This window comes from Bacillus sp. DTU_2020_1000418_1_SI_GHA_SEK_038, from assembly GCF_032341175.1.
Lineage (GTDB): Bacteria > Bacillota > Bacilli > Bacillales > Cytobacillaceae > Cytobacillus.
The window spans coordinates 93,407-114,554 of record NZ_CP135435.1 but is presented as its reverse complement, the minus strand read 5'-3'; the positions used below and the strand labels follow the sequence as shown (position 1 = coordinate 114,554).

Genomic DNA, 21,148 nt, shown 5'->3' with positions numbered 1-21,148 from the left:
CCGCTCACTTCTAGTAGGGAAATTTTCATGCATGAAAATCCGTTCGAAATGAGGCTCAGAGGGGCACTTCAGATCAATGAGAGGCTTAAACCACTTTCAGCCGGTGATGGTTCTCTCTAAAAAGCATCATGTTCTTACTTTTCCTCTTCAACACTTTCATTTATTGAGTTACTTATTACTATATTACATTTTAGGCAATATGTTAATCTAAAATACTCATTAATCGATTTTTTACTTTTTCTTTCCCGAAAAGCTCGATGGCTTGAGGGAGATCAGGTCCGTGTGTTTGTCCTGTAATCGCAACACGGATCGGCATAAAGAGCTTCTTCCCTTTATGGCCTGTTGATTTTTGGACTGCCTTCATAGCCGCTTTAATTTCATCAGCCTTGAACTCACTTAAGCCTTCAATTTCCTGTAGGAAAGCAGATAAGACCTCAGGAACCTGCTCCTCTTCGATAACGGCTTTCGCTTCATCATCCATAACCGTTTTATCACTAAAGAAAATCTCTGACATCTCTACAATTTCAGCACCGTAGCTCATTTTTTCCTGATATAAAGCGATAAGGCTGCGCACCCATTGTTCTTCCTCTTCAGTCAAGCTCTCACCAATTCGGCCTGCTTTTACAAGATGCGGCTGCGAAATGGAAACAAGACGATCAATATCAATTGTTTTCATATATTGATTATTCATCCAAGTCAGCTTTTGCTTATCGAAAAGAGCTGGTGATTTTGATAAACGGCTTGCATCGAAAATATTAATGAACTCATCCTTGGAGAAAATTTCTTCCTCGCCAGATGGAGACCATCCTAATAGGGCAATAAAGTTAAAGAGGGCCTCAGGCAAATAGCCAAGCTCTTCGTATTGCTCGATAAATTGAATAATTGACTCATCACGCTTACTCAGTTTTTTGCGGCTCTCATTTACAATTAATGTCATGTGGCCAAAAACCGGAACTTCCCAACCTAGTGCGTCATAAATCATTAGTTGTTTAGGTGTATTGGAGATGTGGTCATCCCCTCTTAATACATGGGAGATCTGCATTAAATGATCATCAACCGTTACCGCAAAATTATAGGTAGGTGTGCCATCTTTTTTGACGATAACATGATCGCCAATTCCATCTGATTCGAAGGAGACATTTCCTTTAACCATATCATCAAATGCATATACTTTCCCTTGTGGAACTAAGAAGCGAATGCTTGGCTGTCTTCCTTCTGCCTCCAGCTTCGCACGCTCCTCTGGAGACAAATGACGGCATCTGCCGGAGTAAGCTGGTGTTTCTCCTTTAGCTGTTTGCGCTTCTCTTTCAGCCTCTAACTCTTCTTCCGTACAATAGCATTTATAGGCAGAACCATTTTCAAGCAGTTCTTTATAATATTTTTCGTAAATATCATTTCGCTCAGATTGGCGATAAGGGCCAAAGCCGCCATCCTTATCAACACTTTCATCCCAATCTATTCCGAGCCATGTTAAGTACTTTAACTGACTTTCTTCTCCGCCTTCAATATTACGTTTCCTGTCAGTATCTTCAATACGGATAATGAATTTCCCGCCTTGGCTTTTCGCAAATAAGTAATTGAAAAGGGCTGTACGGGCATTACCGATATGTAAATGTCCAGTTGGACTAGGGGCATAACGTACACGAATATCGTTTGACATATTACTTATGTCCTCCTCTAAAAATCTACTTTTTGTTTTGATTTATTTTATCACTTATTTTTCTGCAATAAAACAGCAACTTGTGATGCGATTCCCTCGCCGCGCCCGGTAAATCCTAGCTTTTCGGTGGTTGTAGCTTTTACGTTGATATTATCAACAGATGTTTCTAGTAATTGGGCTATTCTCTCTCTCATTGGGCCGATATATGGGGCCATTTTGGGCTTTTGAGCAATAATCGTGCAGTCTGCATTGACAAGCTCATACCCTTTTTCCTTAACTAAATTCCACACATGCTCTAATAGTTTTGCCGAATCTGCATCCTTGAACTCTGGGTCTGTATCGGGAAAATGCCTTCCAATATCTCCTTCACCGATGGCTCCAAGACATGCGTCAGCCACTGTATGTAATAGTACATCTGCATCGGAGTGGCCTAATAAACCTTTTTCATATGGAATTTCAATACCGCCTAGTATGAGCGGGCGCCCTTCCGTTAATTGATGCACATCAAAGCCTTGTCCAATTCGAAACATCTTAATTGTCCCCTCTTTTTAAAAATAGTTATGTTTGAATCTCTATTCGTTTCCGAATAATAGCTTCTGCAAAATATAAATCCTCTGGCGTTGTCAGTTTAATATTGTCATAATCCCCTTCTACAATCATAACATCCTGCCCCGTCCTCTCCACCAAACTAGCATCATCGGTTCCGAGGAAGTGATCAGCTTCAGCCTTCTGGTAAGCATTCATTAAAATAGAAAAACGAAAAGCCTGTGGGGTTTGGACAGCCCACAAGCTGGTTCGTTCTACCGTTTCCGTCACAATATTTCCGGCAGCCTTTTTTACTGTATCCTTCATAGGGACTGCTAGTATCGCTGCCCCGCTTTTCTCTGCAGCTATCACTAGTGGATCGAGGAGTTTTTTATCAATAAATGGCCTTGCTGCATCGTGAACGAGAACAATTCCCTCTTGCTTCACACATTTTAAGGCATTATATATGCTATGCTGTCTCTCTTTTCCACCAGGAGCTAGGGCCATCACCTTTGAAATCTGATATTCATTAAGGAGTGCCTTCATTTCTTTCACATCCTTGGGATTGATGGCAAGATAAATACCCTCGCAATCCTCATCCAGCTCGAAAACTCTTAACGTATGAATAAAGATAGGCAAATGATTCAGTTCTAATAACACTTTATTCCTGCCCGCTCCCATTCTTTTTCCTTGGCCAGCAGCAGGAATGATGACTTGATAAGCCATTATAAACAAACCCCAATCTCCCTAAATAATAAGCTAATTCTTATCGTTATAATGCTTTTTCTAATAGCTTCGGTTTTGCAAATATCATCCGGCCAGCTGAGGTTTGCAGTACACTTGTAACAAGAACATCAATATGCTTGCCGATGTAATCCCGTCCATCCTCAACAACGATCATCGTACCATCATCCAAATAAGCAATTCCTTGGTTTTGCTCCTTGCCATCCTTAATGACCTGTACTTTCATTTCTTCACCGGGAAGAACGACTGGTTTTACCGCATTTGCTAAGTCATTAATATTTAAGACAGAAACCCCTTGGAATTCGCAAACTTTATTTAAATTAAAATCATTTGTAACAACAATTCCGTTCGTTACTTTTGCAAGCTTCACCAGCTTACTATCTACTTCCTGAATCTCTTCAAAGTCACCTTCATATATCTCTACTTTAATCGAAAGCTCTTTCTGAATCCGGTTTAGAATATCGAGACCTCTTCGTCCTCTATTCCGCTTTAATACATCAGAAGAGTCAGCAATATGCTGTAATTCTTCCAGAACAAACTGCGGGATGACAATGGTTCCTTCTAGAAACCCAGTTTGGCAAATATCAGCAATTCTGCCATCAATAATGACACTTGTATCCAATAATTTCAACACATTTTTCGGTGGAGCCTCTGTTTCTTCTTCTGTATTCTTCTTCTTTCTGTTTGAAAATAAGGTTAGAAGCTCATCACGCTTTTTAAAGCCCACCTGAAAACCTAAATAACCAAATATAAGGGTTAACACAATAGGAGCAACAGTATTTAAGACAGGAACTTCAATGGTTGTTAACGCATATCCAATTAAAAAGGCAATAATCAAACCAAAAACTAAGCCAACGCTTCCAAAGATAATATCGGTTATGGGTGCTTTTACAAGCGATTCTTCCACCCATTTGACAACATTTACAACATGATCAACCGCCAAAAAAGAAATAAGATAAAAAATAATGGCACCAAACAAGGCGGATACATATGGATTATTTAGTAGTGCAACATCATCCAGGGATATTAATATTAATAGTTCGGGAATGAGAAATATCCCAAGCGTAATCCCGATTATCAGAAAGCATGCTTGAACAATACGTTTTAACATACCTTCACCTCCTTTTATTCATTATAAACAAATTTTATAAATTGAAACCTTTTGAACGGGAAAAATTATATTAAAATACAGATAAGAAAAAAGATGATTCTATATACAAACAAGGGTAGCACCATTCATAATAAAGTGTCAAATAAAACAAATAACTGATAATTTTATCACAACAGCATATATAGTTCAATGGTCACTTAAAGCTGACGATCTGCTAAAAGCTGTTTTTTTATCAGCTTTAGTCCTTCTTTAATTTTCTTTGCTCTCACTTCTCCAATTCCTTCAACCTCATCTAATTCCTCTACAGATGCAGCAACAATCGCTGGGAGATCCATAAACCGAAGAATCAAATTTTCAATAATAACAGGAGGCAACCTTGGGATTTTCGACAACATCCGATAGCCCCGGGGACATCTAAATTCCTCTGTATGAACATATCCGTTATATCCTAATAGCTTTAAGATAACAGAGTCTTCCAGCATCTTCCCGACAGACATCTCCTGTAATTTGTCAAACATTTCCTTTGTCCGAATGTCCTTTAAATGGGCGTAATCCTTGATAATTAAATCTATTTCTCTCTCAATATCCTCTAAAAGCTCGTTCATTTGTAAGCGAATGAGCCTTCCTTCTATCCCAAGCTCGTTTAAATAAGTTAATAATTCATTCTTTATTCTTAGGACCATTTCAATGCTGTGAAATACATTTAATATATCACTGTAGGTTACAAGTTCTTCAAATTCCAACACACTTAAATTAGAAATATCCTCTTCTAAAACAACCTTGTATTTTTCAAGAGTTTGTAAGGCTACATTCGCTTTCGTCAAAATAACCCCGATATCCCTAAGTGCATAGCGAAAGTGTCCCTTATAAAGAGTGATGACATTCCGTCTTTGTGAAATAGCAATGACGAGCTCTCCCGTTTGCTTTGCTACCCTTTCTGCCGTTCTGTGACGCATACCTGTTTCTGATGATGGAATACTTGGATCTGGTGCTAATTGAGCATTAGCAATCAAAATATTATTTCCTTCTTGATTTAATATGATCGCGCCGTCCATTTTGGCTAACTCATATAAATAGCTTGGCGAAAAAGGAGCATTTATTTGAAAGCCCCCATCAACGATATGTGTAATTTTCTCCTTACTTCCTAAAACAATTAAGCCTCCCGTATTTGCTCTTAGTACATTATCGATTCCTTCCCGAATCGGCGTACCCGGGGCCATAAATTGCAGAATTTCACTCATCGTTTTTTCACCAAGCTTTTTTATTTCCATTTTCTAACCTCCTAAAGTTGCTTTTAACGCTTCGCTGACAGAACTAACACCTACAAGCTCAATCCCCTTCGGCCCAGACCAGCCCCCTAGGTTATTAGCAGGTAAAATCACACGTTCAAACCCTAACTTAGCTGCCTCCTGAACACGCTGCTCTATCCTTGATACCCTTCTGACCTCACCTGTAAGACCCACTTCACCTATAATGCAGTCAGTAGCTCTTGTCGGCTTGTCACGAAAGCTAGAAGCGATGCTGACGGCAACTGCCAAGTCGATAGCCGGCTCATCCAGCTTAACTCCCCCAGCAACCTTTAGATAAGCATCTTGGTTCTGCAATAGCATGCCTACTCGCTTTTCTAGGACTGCCATTAAAAGCGGGACTCGATTATGATCAATTCCGGTTGCCATTCTTCGGGGATTTCCAAAGCTTGTTGGTGAAATAAGAGCCTGAATTTCTACAAGGACTGGACGAGTACCCTCCATTGAAGCTACTACGGTTGAACCAGCTGCCCCTTGGGATCGTTCTTCTAGGAAAATTTCTGATGGATTTTCCACTTCCTCTAACCCAAACTCTTTCATTTCGAAGATCCCCATCTCGTTCGTGGAGCCAAATCGATTCTTGACCGCTCGTAAAATTCGGTATGTATGATGACGCTCACCTTCAAAGTAAAGAACTGTATCTACCATATGCTCCAATAATCTTGGTCCTGCAATCGAGCCTTCCTTTGTAACATGCCCGACAATAAAAATGGCAATACCTTTCGTCTTCCCAATTCTCATTAGCTCCGCCGTACACTCTCTTACTTGAGAGACACTGCCTGGAGCAGAGGTGACTTCTGGGTGGAAAATCGTCTGGATGGAGTCGACAATGACAAAGCTAGGATTGACACTTTCAATCGTGCGGCTAATTTCATCGAGACTTGTTTCCGAATAAACGAGTAAATGTTCGGAAGCAACCCCTAATCGGTCCGCACGTAATTTCGTCTGCCTCATGGATTCCTCACCGGAAATATATAAGACAGAATGATTTTTATTAGCTAATTGAGAAGAGACCTGGAGCAGCAAGGTCGATTTTCCAATCCCTGGATCACCGCCAATCAGCACTAACGAGCCCCTGACAATTCCTCCACCAAGAACTCTATTTAATTCATTCAAGTCTGTGTAAATTCGAGGCTCGCTTACAGTTTCTATAGAGGTAATGGGTGTTGCTTTTGAAAGGATGGCCGAGCCCTGTGAGTGTGCGAAGGCTCCTCTCCTCATACCAGCTGCTTTCTCCACTTCCTCCACCATCTTATTCCAAACACCGCAGCCCGGGCACTTTCCCATCCACTTTGGAGATTCGTATCCGCATTCCTGACACATAAACTTTGTTTTTCTTTTGGCCATTCTAGTTTCTTCCTCTTTCTTTTTATTTGAAAATCGCTTGATTATCTCACTATTAAGTACAAAGAAGGCACACGCTCTTACGTGCACCCTCTTGAATTCCATTAGGCCATTTGAATAGACTCATTATTTTTGTAAGGTTGCAGCTGGCTTTTCTTTTGCTGTTTCCACTACAAATTCCCCATCCTTGACATCAATGACAATGCCCTGGCCCGTTAATACAGTACCTTTTAACAATTCCTCAGATAATCGGTCCTCGATGTGCTTTTGAATAGCTCTGCGAATAGGCCTAGCTCCATACTCAGGATCATAGCCTTCCTCAGCAATTTTCTCCTTCGCTGCATCTGTTAATTCGAGATTTATATCCTGTTCTCTTAATCGTTTTGTTAATTGATCAGACATAAGTGTCACGATTTCTTGCAGATGCTTTTTCTCTAATGCATGGAAAACAATGATTTCATCAATACGGTTAAGGAATTCTGGACGGAATGATTTCTTCAGCTCCTCCATGACCTTGCCTTTCATATCCTTGTAATCCTGTTCTCCATCTTGAATGTTAAATCCAACATATTTATTACGTCTCAAGGCTTCCGCCCCAACGTTGGAGGTCATAATTAAGACGGTGTTCCGGAAGTCTACTGTTCTTCCCTTAGAATCTGTTAAGCGGCCATCCTCTAATACTTGCAATAGAATATTAAATACATCTGGATGTGCTTTTTCAATTTCATCTAGCAGGACGACAGAATAAGGTTTTCTGCGGACTTTTTCCGTTAACTGTCCGCCTTCCTCATATCCAACATAGCCTGGAGGGGATCCTACTAGTCTGGATGTTGAATGCTTCTCCATGTATTCGGACATATCAATGCGGATCATTGCATCTTCATCGCCAAACATAGATTCAGCAAGCGCACGGGCGAGCTCCGTTTTTCCCACACCTGTTGGTCCAAGGAATACAAATGAACCAATTGGCCTTTTTGGATCCTTTAATCCGGCTCTAGCACGGCGAACTGCTTTGGAAATCGCTTTAACTGCTTCCTCTTGACCAATAACTCTTGAGTGTAAAATTTCCTCAAGGTTAAGCAGCTTTTGCGTCTCTGTCTGAGCGAGCTTCGAAACAGGAATTCCCGTCCAGCTGGACACTACGCTTGCAATGTCTTCAACCGTAACCTCACTGTTTTCCTTGCCCTGCTTTTCCTTCCAAGATTTCTTTGTCTCCTCTAACTGTTCACGAAGACGCTGTTCCGTATCTCTTAAAGAAGCAGCCTTTTCGAACTCCTGACTTTGGACAGCTGCATCCTTTTCTTTGCGGACATCTTCTAGCTTTAGCTCTAATTCTTTTAGATTAGGAGGAGTTGTATAAGAACGCAGTCTTACCTTTGACCCAGCTTCATCAATTAAATCAATCGCTTTGTCTGGAAGGAAACGATCGGAAATGTAACGATCGGATAGCTTCACTGCTGCATCAATAGCTGCATCTGTAATGGTTACACGGTGATGTGCCTCATACCGATCTCTAAGTCCTTGTAAAATTTGTACAGATTCATCTGCTGTTGGCTCATCAACGGTAATTGGCTGAAAACGTCTTTCTAATGCCGCATCTTTTTCAATATATTTGCGGTATTCATCTAGTGTAGTTGCTCCAATACATTGCAACTCTCCTCGGGCAAGAGAAGGTTTCAGGATATTCGAAGCATCAATGGCGCCTTCTGCTCCACCAGCTCCAATTAAGGTATGAAGCTCGTCAATGAATAAAATAATATTGCCTGCCTGGCGAATTTCATCCATAACCTTCTTTAGACGGTCTTCAAATTCACCACGATATTTTGTTCCCGCAACAACGGTACCCATATCAAGGGTCATGACCCGCTTATCACGGAGAGTTTCTGGTACTTCGTTATTAATAATTTGCTGTGCTAAGCCTTCTGCTATAGCCGTTTTTCCTACGCCTGGCTCCCCGATGAGAACTGGGTTGTTTTTTGTACGGCGGCTTAATACTTCAATTACACGCTGAATTTCCTTGCCGCGTCCGATTACCGGATCCAAACTTCCTTCTCTGGCAATGGCTGTTAAGTCTCTTGCCAAGCCATCAAGTGTAGGGGTATTCGCACTTGCCGAAGATCCTTGATGACCGCCGGACTCATTGCTTCCTAATAGCTGCAACACTTGTTGCCTAGCTTTATTTAGACTGACACCAAGATTGTTAAGTACCCTTGCAGCAACGCCTTCCCCTTCACGAATGAGGCCAAGGAGGATATGCTCTGTCCCTACATAGGAATGGCCTAATTTCCGTGCTTCATCCATGGAAAGTTCAATTACTTTCTTAGCTCTAGGCGTGTAGTGAATCGTCTGTGATGCATCCTGCCCTCTGCCGATTAAGTTCTCAACTTCCTTTTGGATTTTTTCCGAACCTAAGCCTAGTGCATGCAGAGCCTTCGCAGCAATTCCTTCTCCTTCTCGTACAAGACCAAGCAAAATATGTTCTGTTCCAATATTATTATGACCTAAACGAATGGCTTCCTCTTGAGCTAAAGCTAATACCTTTTGTGCTCTCTCTGTAAAACGACCGAACATCATATTCTCATCCTCCTGTCTCTTCTTTTTCCATTTTCATTCTTTCCCTTATTAATGACGCCCGGCGAATATCCCGTTCATGAGGTCTTAACGGACCTCCTGCATACTGCTGTAGAAAACCTGGCTGCGTCAGGATCATTAATTCATTTAAAATGTTCTTGGAAATATTTTTTAGATATTTCATATCAATTCCAAGCCGGACATCTGATAAACATCTAGCAGCTTCCTTAGATTCAATAATCCGGCAGTTTGATAAGATCCCATAAGAGCGGAAGACTCTATCTTCTAATTGTATGTTAGAAGTTTTCGCTAATGCTTCTCTAGCTGATCTTTCTTGTGAAATTAGCTGACTGACCACACTCTTTAAATCTTCAACAATATCCTTTTCCGATTTGCCAAGAGTGATTTGATTAGACACCTGAAAGATGTTCCCTAAAGCTTCGCTGCCTTCACCGTAAATTCCTCTAACAACTAACCCCAATTGATTAATAGCTGGTATGATTCTATTCATTTGCTGGGTGAGAACTAGCCCTGGCAAGTGAACCATAACAGATGCCCTTAATCCTGTTCCAACATTAGTTGGGCAGCTTGTTAAAAAGCCGGCATTTTCATCATATGCATAATCAATTGTTTCCTCTAGCCAGTCATCCACTTCATTAGCCATATTCAAAGCCTCTGATAATTGGAATCCAGGAAATAAGCATTGAATCCGAATATGGTCCTCTTCATTAATCATCATGCTTAATTCTTCATTTTCTGATAAAATGCATGCACCATAAGAGGAATTTTCCGCTAGATGCGGACTGATTAAATGCTTTTCCATCAGAACCCGTTTCTGCAGCGGTTGGAGATCATCCATCAGTAATAGCTCCAATTTCCCTAGTTTTGGAAAAGAAGAGTTCTCGATCCTTTCCTTTATCATATGAATCACTAACTTGGCTTCGTCATTCGTAAATAGGGTTGGAAACTTGTATTGTTTTATATTTCTTGCCAGCCGAATTCTTGAGCTTAGGATAATATCTGAATCTGGTCCTTCAGCACTCATCCAAGAGCTCACAGCTTGGTTAATGAATCGTTCTAGCGACAAGCCTACTTCCCTCCCTCGTGACTAGAATTCAATTGGCTTTCTAGTAATCGAATCTCATCTCTTATTTGAGCTGCCCTTTCAAATTCCTCTTTGGATATGGAGTCTTTTAAGCTTTGTTTCAATTCTATAATGCTCTTTCTTAAATGAATGCTTCCTCCAATCCTTGCAGGAATTTTTCCATTATGAACTGAATTCCCACTATGCAGTCTTCTCAATATTGGCTCTAGCTGATCGCCAAAAGCCTGGTAACAATTTGCACAGCCGAACCTTCCTACCTTAATGAATTGCTGAAATGTCATGGAACATTGTTCACATTGGAGAATCTCTTCCGGCTTAAATGGATCCTCCTTTGTTTTCTGAAAGGTCGTATCCATATTCAGCAAACCGGCTAACAAGTTATGAATGGAAAAACCAGGTGCACCACTTAACATGAACATATCGCCCTTTTCCTGAGCGCACTTTTCACATAAATGATACTCAGCCTTTTCTCCATTCACTATTTTCGTAAAATGAAGCGTTGCCGGCCTTTGATTACATTCTTGACATATCATGTTTTCACCTCTCCAGCTTGCTAACTATTTATATTTTAACGTTGTCAACATGGCCTTAAGCATTCTTGCGCGGAGTTCATCACGATAAGGGAGATCAATATACAAGACAGAGCGGTCGATAACGCTTAACATTATTTTTGCTTCTCTTTCTGTAATAATCTCTTCTTCAACAAGTCGGATTATTACATCCTCTGCACTGCTCTGGGCCAGCCTCCCTTGAATTAACGATAATAATTGGTCAATTAAATGAGCATCGTCATGTGATTGTACTTTCATAATTCTTATATATCCGCCGCCGCCGCGTTTACTTTCAACCGCATAGCCTTTTTCAATTGTAAATCTCGTATTAATAACATAATTAATTTGGGACGGAACACATTGGAATTTATCTGCAATTTCACTTCTTTTTATTTCAACAATTTCCCTTTCGCTCATTTCTAAAACCCGTTTTAAATAATCTTCAATAATGTCTGAGATATTTCTCAATACTCCTCCCCCCAAATTCTGACTTTGACTATATTTGACTTTAATTATACATAACAATATAATTCGATGCAATTAACAGATGTTATTAATTTTCCCCCTTTTTTTGGTTCTCAAACCTACGGTTGTGGAATTTTGGGTGATGGGAGGTGAGATGAAGAAATTTATAGAGAACTGTGGGTGTGAAATGGTTATGGAGCGGATTTTCATGGCGCCATACGTTAAACGAGTGTCATGAGGCACTCATGGATCGTATATTTTTAGGGTTGTAATCTATACTTCCTCTTACTTGGCATTGTTATTTTAACTAAAGAGTTAAGAAATATATTAGCCAATCCTATAATTTAATAAGCATTTTGTACAAAAAAAAGAACATCTATTCGATGTTCTTTACTTTTGCCTAGCGGCGTCCTACTCTCACAAGGGGACAGCCCCTAACTACCATCGGCGCTGAAAAGCTTAACTTCCGTGTTCGGGATGGGAACGGGTGTGACCTTTTCGCTATCGCCACTAGACCTATTTTATTGAGGTTTGTTCCCTCAAAACTAGATAATGCTGAAGAAGTTATTCGAGTAATCATACTAAATGTGGTTAAGTCCTCGACCGATTAGTATTTGTCAGCTCCACGTGTCGCCACGCTTCCACCTCAAACCTATCAACCTGATCATCTTTCAGGGGTCTTACTAGCTTGACGCTATGGGAAATCTCATCTCGAGGGGGGCTTCATGCTTAGATGCTTTCAGCACTTATCCCGTCCGCACATAGCTACCCAGCTATGCCTTTGGCAAGACAACTGGTACACCAGCGGTGCGTCCATCCCGGTCCTCTCGTACTAAGGACAGCTCCTCTCAAATTTCCTGCGCCCACGACGGATAGGGACCGAACTGTCTCACGACGTTCTGAACCCAGCTCGCGTACCGCTTTAATGGGCGAACAGCCCAACCCTTGGGACCGACTACAGCCCCAGGATGCGATGAGCCGACATCGAGGTGCCAAACCTCCCCGTCGATGTGGACTCTTGGGGGAGATAAGCCTGTTATCCCCGGGGTAGCTTTTATCCGTTGAGCGATGGCCCTTCCATGCGGAACCACCGGATCACTAAGCCCGACTTTCGTCCCTGCTCGACTTGTAGGTCTCGCAGTCAAGCTCCCTTATGCCTTTACACTCTTCGAATGATTTCCAACCATTCTGAGGGAACCTTTGGGCGCCTCCGTTACTCTTTAGGAGGCGACCGCCCCAGTCAAACTGCCCACCTGACACTGTCTCCCGCCCCGATCAGGGGCGCGGGTTAGAATTTCAATACAGCCAGGGTAGTATCCCACCAATGCCTCCACCGAAGCTGGCGCTCCGGCTTCCAAGGCTCCTACCTATCCTGTACAAGCTGTACCGAAATTCAATATCAGGCTACAGTAAAGCTCCACGGGGTCTTTCCGTCCTGTCGCGGGTAACCTGCATCTTCACAGGTACTATAATTTCACCGAGTCTCTCGTTGAGACAGTGCCCAGATCGTTACGCCTTTCGTGCGGGTCAGAACTTACCTGACAAGGAATTTCGCTACCTTAGGACCGTTATAGTTACGGCCGCCGTTTACTGGGGCTTCAATTCAGAGCTTCGCTTGCGCTAACCCCTCCTCTTAACCTTCCAGCACCGGGCAGGCGTCAGCCCCTATACTTCGCCTTGCGGCTTCGCAGAGACCTGTGTTTTTGCTAAACAGTCGCCTGGGCCTATTCACTGCGGCTCATCCGGGCTATTCACCCAAATGAGCACCCCTTCTCCCTAAGTTACGGGGTGATTTTGCCGAGTTCCTTAACGAGAGTTCTCTCGCTCACCTTAGGATTCTCTCCTCGCCTACCTGTGTCGGTTTGCGGTACGGGCACCTTTTCCCTCGCTAGAGGCTTTTCTTGGCAGTGTGGATTCAGGAACTTCGGTACTATATTTCCCTCGCTATCACAGCTCAAGCTTAACGCAAGCGGGATTTGCCTCGCTTGCACTCTAACTGCTTAGACGCGCTATTCCAGCAGCGCGCTTACCCTATCCTCCTGCGTCCCCCCATTGCTCAAACGGTAAAGAGGTGGTACAGGAATATCAACCTGTTGTCCATCGCCTACGCTTTTCAGCCTCGGCTTAGGTCCCGACTAACCCTGAGCGGACGAGCCTTCCTCAGGAAACCTTAGGCATTCGGTGGATGGGATTCTCACCCATCTTTCGCTACTCATACCGGCATTCTCACTTCTAAGCGCTCCACCAGTCCTTACGGTCTAGCTTCAACGCCCTTAGAACGCTCTCCTACCACGGACATCGCAGATGTCCATCCACAGCTTCGGTGATACGTTTAGCCCCGGTACATTTTCGGCGCAGAGTCACTCGACCAGTGAGCTATTACGCACTCTTTAAATGGTGGCTGCTTCTAAGCCAACATCCTGGTTGTCTAAGCAACTCCACATCCTTTTCCACTTAACGTATACTTTGGGACCTTAACTGGTGGTCTGGGCTGTTTCCCTCTTGACTACGGATCTTATCACTCGCAGTCTGACTCCCATGGATAAATCTTTGGCATTCGGAGTTTGTCTGAATTCGGTAACCCGATGAGGGCCCCTAGTCCAAACAGTGCTCTACCTCCAAGATTCTAACAACATGAGGCTAGCCCTAAAGCTATTTCGGAGAGAACCAGCTATCTCCAAGTTCGATTGGAATTTCTCCGCTACCCACACCTCATCCCCGCACTTTTCAACGTGCGTGGGTTCGGTCCTCCATCCAGTGTTACCTGGACTTCAACCTGGACATGGGTAGGTCACCTGGTTTCGGGTCTACGACCACATACTCATACGCCCTATTCAGACTCGCTTTCGCTGCGGCTCCGTCTATTCAACTTAACCTTGCATGTAATCGTAACTCGCCGGTTCATTCTACAAAAGGCACGCCATCACCCGTTAAAGGGCTCTGACTACTTGTAGGCACACGGTTTCAGGAACTATTTCACTCCCCTTCCGGGGTGCTTTTCACCTTTCCCTCACGGTACTGGTTCACTATCGGTCACTAGGGAGTATTTAGCCTTGGGAGATGGTCCTCCCTGCTTCCGACGGGATTTCACGTGTCCCGCCGTACTCAGGATCCACTCTGGAGGGAACGAAGTTTCAACTACAGGGCTTTTACCTTCTCTGGCCGGCCTTTCCAGACCTGTTCATTTACCTCGTTCCTTTGTAACTCCGTATAGAGTGTCCTACAACCCCAAGAGGCAAGCCTCTTGGTTTGGGCTAATCCCGTTTCGCTCGCCGCTACTCAGGGAATCGCGTTTGCTTTCTCTTCCTCCGGGTACTTAGATGTTTCAGTTCCCCGGGTCTGCCTTCAATACCCTATGTATTCAGGTAAAGATACTGTTCCATTACGAACAGTGGGTTCCCCCATTCGGAAATCTCCGGATCAAAGCTTACTTACAGCTCCCCGAAGCATATCGGTGTTAGTCCCGTCCTTCATCGGCTCCTAGTGCCAAGGCATTCACCGTGCGCCCTTATTAACTTAACCTGTTCGGCAAATGATAAGCGGCGCATCTCTGCGTCAGCTCTCTCGCTGTGCTCCTCACGTATCAACTGCGTACGTTCCGGTGCTCGCTCGGTCGCTTCCTTGATCTGCTTGCTTCTCATTTCCCTCACGATTTGTGAATAGATTAATTTCTATTCTCGTGATTGGTTGTTTTTAACTCTATATTAAATAGAGAGAATAACTAAAATGGCGATTACTCGGTTATTGCTTCTTCATAATCATTATCTAGTTTTCAAGGAACAAAAAACACTAATTTACATAGTGTTTTGAGAGATAATTCCCTCAAAACTGAACGAACAAGTAACGTCTTTTATTGAAGTATCAAGTACTTCAAATCTTCCTTAGAAAGGAGGTGATCCAGCCGCACCTTCCGATACGGCTACCTTGTTACGACTTCACCCCAATCATCTGTCCCACCTTAGGCGGCTGGCTCCAAAAGGTTACCCCACCGACTTCGGGTGTTACAAACTCTCGTGGTGTGACGGGCGGTGTGTACAAGGCCCGGGAACGTATTCACCGCGGCATGCTGATCCGCGATTACTAGCGATTCCGGCTTCATGCAGGCGAGTTGCAGCCTGCAATCCGAACTGAGAATGGTTTTATGGGATTGGCTAAACCTCGCGGTCTTGCAGCCCTTTGTACCATCCATTGTAGCACGTGTGTAGCCCAGGTCATAAGGGGCATGATGATTTGACGTCATCCCCACCTTCCTCCGGTTTGTCACCGGCAGTCACCTTAGAGTGCCCAACTGAATGCTGGCAACTAAGATCAAGGGTTGCGCTCGTTGCGGGACTTAACCCAACATCTCACGACACGAGCTGACGACAACCATGCACCACCTGTCACTCTGTCCCCCGAAGGGGAAAGTCCTATCTCTAGGATTGTCAGAGGATGTCAAGACCTGGTAAGGTTCTTCGCGTTGCTTCGAATTAAACCACATGCTCCACCGCTTGTGCGGGCCCCCGTCAATTCCTTTGAGTTTCAGCCTTGCGGCCGTACTCCCCAGGCGGAGTGCTTAATGCGTTTGCTGCAGCACTAAAGGGCGGAAACCCTCTAACACTTAGCACTCATCGTTTACGGCGTGGACTACCAGGGTATCTAATCCTGTTCGCTCCCCACGCTTTCGCGCCTCAGCGTCAGTTACAGACCAGAGAGTCGCCTTCGCCACTGGTGTTCCTCCACATCTCTACGCATTTCACCGCTACACGTGGAATTCCACTCTCCTCTTCTGCACTCAAGTCCCCCAGTTTCCAATGACCCTCCACGGTTGAGCCGTGGGCTTTCACATCAGACTTAAAGGACCGCCTGCGCGCGCTTTACGCCCAATAATTCCGGACAACGCTTGCCACCTACGTATTACCGCGGCTGCTGGCACGTAGTTAGCCGTGGCTTTCTGGTTAGGTACCGTCAAGGTACCGGCAGTTACTCCGGTACTTGTTCTTCCCTAACAACAGAGTTTTACGATCCGAAAACCTTCATCACTCACGCGGCGTTGCTCCGTCAGACTTTCGTCCATTGCGGAAGATTCCCTACTGCTGCCTCCCGTAGGAGTCTGGGCCGTGTCTCAGTCCCAGTGTGGCCGATCACCCTCTCAGGTCGGCTACGCATCGTTGCCTTGGTGAGCCATTACCTCACCAACTAGCTAATGCGCCGCGGGCCCATCTGTAAGTGATAGCCGAAGCCATCTTTCAGCTTTCCTACATGAGTAGAAAAGAATTATCCGGTATTAGCTCCGGTTTCCCGAAGTTATCCCAGTCTTACAGGCAGGTTGCCCACGTGTTACTCACCCGTCCGCCGCTAACTTTTGGGAGCAAGCTCCCGCAAGTTCGCTCGACTTGCATGTATTAGGCACGCCGCCAGCGTTCGTCCTGAGCCAGGATCAAACTCTCCAATAAATTGTGAGTTGATTAGCTCATAAATGTCTTTTTAAAAAAAGACTAAAAGTTAAACGTTGACGTTTTTGTTCGTTCAGTTTTCAAAGAACTATCTTGTCGCTTAAGGCGACTTTTCAATAATACTACGTTTTTTAAACGGTGTCAATAACTTTTTTGAATCTTTTTGGTGGAGCCTAGCGGGATCGAACCGCTGACCTCCTGCGTGCAAGGCAGGCGCTCTCCCAGCTGAGCTAAGGCCCCAAAAATAATGGTCGGGAAGACAGGATTCGAACCTGCGACCCCTTGGTCCCAAACCAAGTGCTCTACCAAGCTGAGCTACTTCCCGAAAATGGCGCGCCCGAAAGGAGTCGAACCCATAACCTTCTGATCCGTAGTCAGACGCTCTATCCAATTGAGCTACGGGCGCATTCTTTAATTTAAATGGTGCCGAGGACCGGAATCGAACCGGTACGGTAGTCACCTACCGCAGGATTTTAAGTCCTGTGCGTCTGCCAGTTCCGCCACCCCGGCATTTTTTTGGAGCGGAAGACGGGATTCGAACCCGCGACCCCCACCTTGGCAAGGTGGTGTTCTACCACTGAACTACTTCCGCTTATCTTTATGAATGCGGGTGAAGGGAGTCGAACCCCCACGCCTCGCGGCGCCAGATCCTAAGTCTGGTGCGTCTGCCAATTCCGCCACACCCGCATATATAAATGGTGAGCCATGAAGGACTCGAACCTTCGACCCTCTGATTAAAAGTCAGATGCTCTACCGACTGAGCTAATGGCTCGTATAAGTTTCAAAAACAGTGCCGGCCAGAGGACTCGAACCCCCAACCTACTGATTACAAGTCAGTTGCTCTACCAATTGAGCTAGGCCGGCATATATAATATTTAGCTCTAATTTAGTTACTGCTAATAAATGTGCTCCAAAGCCCTGCGGTCTTTGCCGCAGATTTTAAAAGTTTGCCATTCGAGGGGTAAAGCTTCGTTGTTGCAAGCTTTTAAAATCCTCTACCAATTGAGCTAGGCCGGCATAATCATGGTGGAGGATGACGGGATCGAACCGCCGACCCTCTGCTTGTAAGGCAGATGCTCTCCCAGCTGAGCTAATCCTCCATTTATTAAAGCCTAGCGGCGTCCTACTCTCACAAGGGGACAGCCCCTAACTACCATCGGCGCTGAAAAGCTTAACTTCCGTGTTCGGGATGGGAACGGGTGTGACCTTTTCGCTATCGCCACTAGACCTATTTTATTGAGGTTTGTTCCCTCAAAACTAGATAATGCTGAAGAAGTTATTCGAGTAATCATACTAAATGTGGTTAAGTCCTCGACCGATTAGTATTTGTCAGCTCCACGTGTCGCCACGCTTCCACCTCAAACCTATCAACCTGATCATCTTTCAGGGGTCTTACTAGCTTGACGCTATGGGAAATCTCATCTCGAGGGGGGCTTCATGCTTAGATGCTTTCAGCACTTATCCCGTCCGCACATAGCTACCCAGCTATGCCTTTGGCAAGACAACTGGTACACCAGCGGTGCGTCCATCCCGGTCCTCTCGTACTAAGGACAGCTCCTCTCAAATTTCCTGCGCCCACGACGGATAGGGACCGAACTGTCTCACGACGTTCTGAACCCAGCTCGCGTACCGCTTTAATGGGCGAACAGCCCAACCCTTGGGACCGACTACAGCCCCAGGATGCGATGAGCCGACATCGAGGTGCCAAACCTCCCCGTCGATGTGGACTCTTGGGGGAGATAAGCCTGTTATCCCCGGGGTAGCTTTTATCCGTTGAGCGATGGCCCTTCCATGCGGAACCACCGGATCACTAAGCCCGACTTTCGTCCCTGCTCGACTTGTAGGTCTCGCAGTCAAGCTCCCTTATGCCTTTACACTCTTCGAATGATTTCCAACCATTCTGAGGGAACCTTTGGGCGCCTCCGTTACTCTTTAGGAGGCGACCGCCCCAGTCAAACTGCCCACCTGACACTGTCTCCCGCCCCGATCAGGGGCGCGGGTTAGAATTTCAATACAGCCAGGGTAGTATCCCACCAATGCCTCCACCGAAGCTGGCGCTCCGGCTTCCAAGGCTCCTACCTATCCTGTACAAGCTGTACCGAAATTCAATATCAGGCTACAGTAAAGCTCCACGGGGTCTTTCCGTCCTGTCGCGGGTAACCTGCATCTTCACAGGTACTATAATTTCACCGAGTCTCTCGTTGAGACAGTGCCCAGATCGTTACGCCTTTCGTGCGGGTCAGAACTTACCTGACAAGGAATTTCGCTACCTTAGGACCGTTATAGTTACGGCCGCCGTTTACTGGGGCTTCAATTCAGAGCTTCGCTTGCGCTAACCCCTCCTCTTAACCTTCCAGCACCGGGCAGGCGTCAGCCCCTATACTTCGCCTTGCGGCTTCGCAGAGACCTGTGTTTTTGCTAAACAGTCGCCTGGGCCTATTCACTGCGGCTCATCCGGGCTATTCACCCAAATGAGCACCCCTTCTCCCTAAGTTACGGGGTGATTTTGCCGAGTTCCTTAACGAGAGTTCTCTCGCTCACCTTAGGATTCTCTCCTCGCCTACCTGTGTCGGTTTGCGGTACGGGCACCTTTTCCCTCGCTAGAGGCTTTTCTTGGCAGTGTGGATTCAGGAACTTCGGTACTATATTTCCCTCGCTATCACAGCTCAAGCTTAACGCAAGCGGGATTTGCCTCGCTTGCACTCTAACTGCTTAGACGCGCTATTCCAGCAGCGCGCTTACCCTATCCTCCTGCGTCCCCCCATTGCTCAAACGGTAAAGAGGTGGTACAGGAATATCAACCTGTTGTCCATCGCCTACGCTTTTCAGCCTCGGCTTAGGTCCCGACTAACCCTGAGCGGACGAGCCTTCCTCAGGAAACCTTAGGCATTCGGTGGATGGGATTCTCACCCATCTTTCGCTACTCATACCGGCATTCTCACTTCTAAGCGCTCCACCAGTCCTTACGGTCTAGCTTCAACGCCCTTAGAACGCTCTCCTACCACGGACATCGCAGATGTCCATCCACAGCTTCGGTGATACGTTTAGCCCCGGTACATTTTCGGCGCAGAGTCACTCGACCAGTGAGCTATTACGCACTCTTTAAATGGTGGCTGCTTCTAAGCCAACATCCTGGTTGTCTAAGCAACTCCACATCCTTTTCCACTTAACGTATACTTTGGGACCTTAACTGGTGGTCTGGGCTGTTTCCCTCTTGACTACGGATCTTATCACTCGCAGTCTGACTCCCATGGATAAATCTTTGGCATTCGGAGTTTGTCTGAATTCGGTAACCCGATGAGGGCCCCTAGTCCAAACAGTGCTCTACCTCCAAGATTCTAACAACATGAGGCTAGCCCTAAAGCTATTTCGGAGAGAACCAGCTATCTCCAAGTTCGATTGGAATTTCTCCGCTACCCACACCTCATCCCCGCACTTTTCAACGTGCGTGGGTTCGGTCCTCCATCCAGTGTTACCTGGACTTCAACCTGGACATGGGTAGGTCACCTGGTTTCGGGTCTACGACCACATACTCATACGCCCTATTCAGACTCGCTTTCGCTGCGGCTCCGTCTATTCAACTTAACCTTGCATGTAATCGTAACTCGCCGGTTCATTCTACAAAAGGCACGCCATCACCCGTTAAAGGGCTCTGACTACTTGTAGGCACACGGTTTCAGGAACTATTTCACTCCCCTTCCGGGGTGCTTTTCACCTTTCCCTCACGGTACTGGTTCACTATCGGTCACTAGGGAGTATTTAGCCTTGGGAGATGGTCCTCCCTGCTTCCGACGGGATTTCACGTGTCCCGCCGTACTCAGGATCCACTCTGGAGGGAACGAAGTTTCAACTACAGGGCTTTTACCTTCTCTGGCCGGCCTTTCCAGACCTGTTCATTTACCTCGTTCCTTTGTAACTCCGTATAGAGTGTCCTACAACCCCAAGAGGCAAGCCTCTTGGTTTGGGCTAATCCCGTTTCGCTCGCCGCTACTCAGGGAATCGCGTTTGCTTTCTCTTCCTCCGGGTACTTAGATGTTTCAGTTCCCCGGGTCTGCCTTCAATACCCTATGTATTCAGGTAAAGATACTGTTCCATTACGAACAGTGGGTTCCCCCATTCGGAAATCTCCGGATCAAAGCTTACTTACAGCTCCCCGAAGCATATCGGTGTTAGTCCCGTCCTTCATCGGCTCCTAGTGCCAAGGCATTCACCGTGCGCCCTTATTAACTTAACCTGTTCGGCAAATGATAAGCGGCGCATCTCTGCGTCAGCTCTCTCGCTGTGCTCCTCACGTATCAACTGCGTACGTTCCGGTGCTCGCTCGGTCGCT

At 45.4% G+C, this 21,148-nt stretch carries 10 protein-coding genes, 9 tRNA genes, 5 rRNA genes and 1 other annotated feature (1 of these 25 only partly in view); all 24 genes read right to left on the bottom strand.

Going from position 1 to position 21,148, the window contains the following annotated elements; all coding sequences use genetic code 11:
* Window positions 1–160, bottom strand: a binding site (T-box leader) (it extends 78 nt beyond the left edge of the window).
* 42 nt (window positions 161–202) lie between these two features.
* On the bottom strand, window positions 203–1,660 hold the full coding sequence (gene gltX / locus RRV45_RS00570) for a glutamate--tRNA ligase (RefSeq protein WP_315666851.1): 1,458 nt from the start codon (window positions 1,658–1,660) through the stop codon (window positions 203–205).
* A 50-nt stretch (window positions 1,661–1,710) separates the two neighbouring features.
* A complete protein-coding gene (gene ispF, locus RRV45_RS00565; RefSeq protein WP_315666850.1) occupies window positions 1,711–2,190 on the bottom strand; it encodes a 2-C-methyl-D-erythritol 2,4-cyclodiphosphate synthase in 480 nt (159 codons plus the stop codon).
* Window positions 2,191–2,218: 28 nt separating this feature from the next.
* A complete protein-coding gene (gene ispD / locus RRV45_RS00560) occupies window positions 2,219–2,911 on the bottom strand; it encodes a 2-C-methyl-D-erythritol 4-phosphate cytidylyltransferase (RefSeq protein ID WP_315666849.1) in 693 nt (230 codons plus the stop codon).
* Between the two features lie 46 nt (window positions 2,912–2,957).
* Window positions 2,958–4,040 carry a PIN/TRAM domain-containing protein gene (locus tag RRV45_RS00555; RefSeq protein ID WP_315666848.1) on the bottom strand — a complete coding sequence of 361 codons (1,083 nt, stop codon included), beginning with the start codon at window positions 4,038–4,040 and terminating at the stop codon, window positions 2,958–2,960.
* A gap of 197 nt (window positions 4,041–4,237) precedes the next feature.
* On the bottom strand, window positions 4,238–5,311 hold the full coding sequence (gene disA, locus RRV45_RS00550) for a DNA integrity scanning diadenylate cyclase DisA (protein ID WP_315666847.1): 1,074 nt from the start codon (window positions 5,309–5,311) through the stop codon (window positions 4,238–4,240).
* Window positions 5,312–5,314: 3 nt separating this feature from the next.
* Window positions 5,315–6,694: a DNA repair protein RadA gene (gene radA, locus RRV45_RS00545; RefSeq protein ID WP_315666846.1), complete on the bottom strand. Its 1,380-nt coding sequence runs from the start codon at window positions 6,692–6,694 to the stop codon at window positions 5,315–5,317.
* A gap of 123 nt (window positions 6,695–6,817) precedes the next feature.
* Window positions 6,818–9,265: an ATP-dependent protease ATP-binding subunit ClpC gene (clpC, locus tag RRV45_RS00540; protein WP_315666845.1), complete on the bottom strand. Its 2,448-nt coding sequence runs from the start codon at window positions 9,263–9,265 to the stop codon at window positions 6,818–6,820.
* A 4-nt stretch (window positions 9,266–9,269) separates the two neighbouring features.
* Entirely contained in the window at window positions 9,270–10,349 is a 1,080-nt protein-coding gene (locus RRV45_RS00535) for a protein arginine kinase (protein ID WP_315666844.1), read from the bottom strand.
* Between the two features lie 2 nt (window positions 10,350–10,351).
* The gene (locus RRV45_RS00530) at window positions 10,352–10,900 is read right to left on the bottom strand and encodes a UvrB/UvrC motif-containing protein (RefSeq protein WP_315666843.1); all 549 of its coding nucleotides are present in this window, start codon (window positions 10,898–10,900) and stop codon (window positions 10,352–10,354) included.
* Window positions 10,901–10,924: 24 nt separating this feature from the next.
* Window positions 10,925–11,335, bottom strand: coding sequence for a CtsR family transcriptional regulator (locus RRV45_RS00525; RefSeq protein ID WP_410489351.1), 411 nt, complete (start codon window positions 11,333–11,335; stop codon window positions 10,925–10,927).
* A 446-nt stretch (window positions 11,336–11,781) separates the two neighbouring features.
* Window positions 11,782–11,898 (bottom strand): 5S ribosomal RNA (gene rrf / locus RRV45_RS00520).
* 72 nt (window positions 11,899–11,970) lie between these two features.
* A 23S ribosomal RNA gene (locus RRV45_RS00515) occupies window positions 11,971–14,905 on the bottom strand.
* A 363-nt stretch (window positions 14,906–15,268) separates the two neighbouring features.
* Window positions 15,269–16,818 (bottom strand): 16S ribosomal RNA (locus tag RRV45_RS00510).
* A gap of 164 nt (window positions 16,819–16,982) precedes the next feature.
* Window positions 16,983–17,058, bottom strand: a tRNA-Ala gene (locus RRV45_RS00505).
* A gap of 8 nt (window positions 17,059–17,066) precedes the next feature.
* Window positions 17,067–17,143 (bottom strand) — tRNA-Pro (locus tag RRV45_RS00500).
* Window positions 17,144–17,147: 4 nt separating this feature from the next.
* Window positions 17,148–17,224 (bottom strand) — tRNA-Arg (locus RRV45_RS00495).
* 15 nt (window positions 17,225–17,239) lie between these two features.
* A tRNA-Leu gene (locus RRV45_RS00490) sits at window positions 17,240–17,328 on the bottom strand.
* A 7-nt stretch (window positions 17,329–17,335) separates the two neighbouring features.
* Window positions 17,336–17,410: transfer RNA gene (locus tag RRV45_RS00485), tRNA-Gly, on the bottom strand.
* Between the two features lie 13 nt (window positions 17,411–17,423).
* Window positions 17,424–17,505, bottom strand: a tRNA-Leu gene (locus RRV45_RS00480).
* Window positions 17,506–17,514: 9 nt separating this feature from the next.
* Window positions 17,515–17,590: transfer RNA gene (locus RRV45_RS00475), tRNA-Lys, on the bottom strand.
* Window positions 17,591–17,609: 19 nt separating this feature from the next.
* Window positions 17,610–17,682 (bottom strand) — tRNA-Thr (locus RRV45_RS00470).
* A 160-nt stretch (window positions 17,683–17,842) separates the two neighbouring features.
* A tRNA-Val gene (locus RRV45_RS00465) sits at window positions 17,843–17,918 on the bottom strand.
* A 10-nt stretch (window positions 17,919–17,928) separates the two neighbouring features.
* Window positions 17,929–18,045: ribosomal RNA gene (gene rrf, locus RRV45_RS00460) — 5S ribosomal RNA — on the bottom strand.
* A gap of 72 nt (window positions 18,046–18,117) precedes the next feature.
* Window positions 18,118–21,052: ribosomal RNA gene (locus RRV45_RS00455) — 23S ribosomal RNA — on the bottom strand.
* Together the 16S, 23S and 5S rRNA genes with 9 tRNA genes alongside form the textbook arrangement of a ribosomal RNA operon.
* Window positions 21,053–21,148 lie beyond the last annotated feature (96 nt).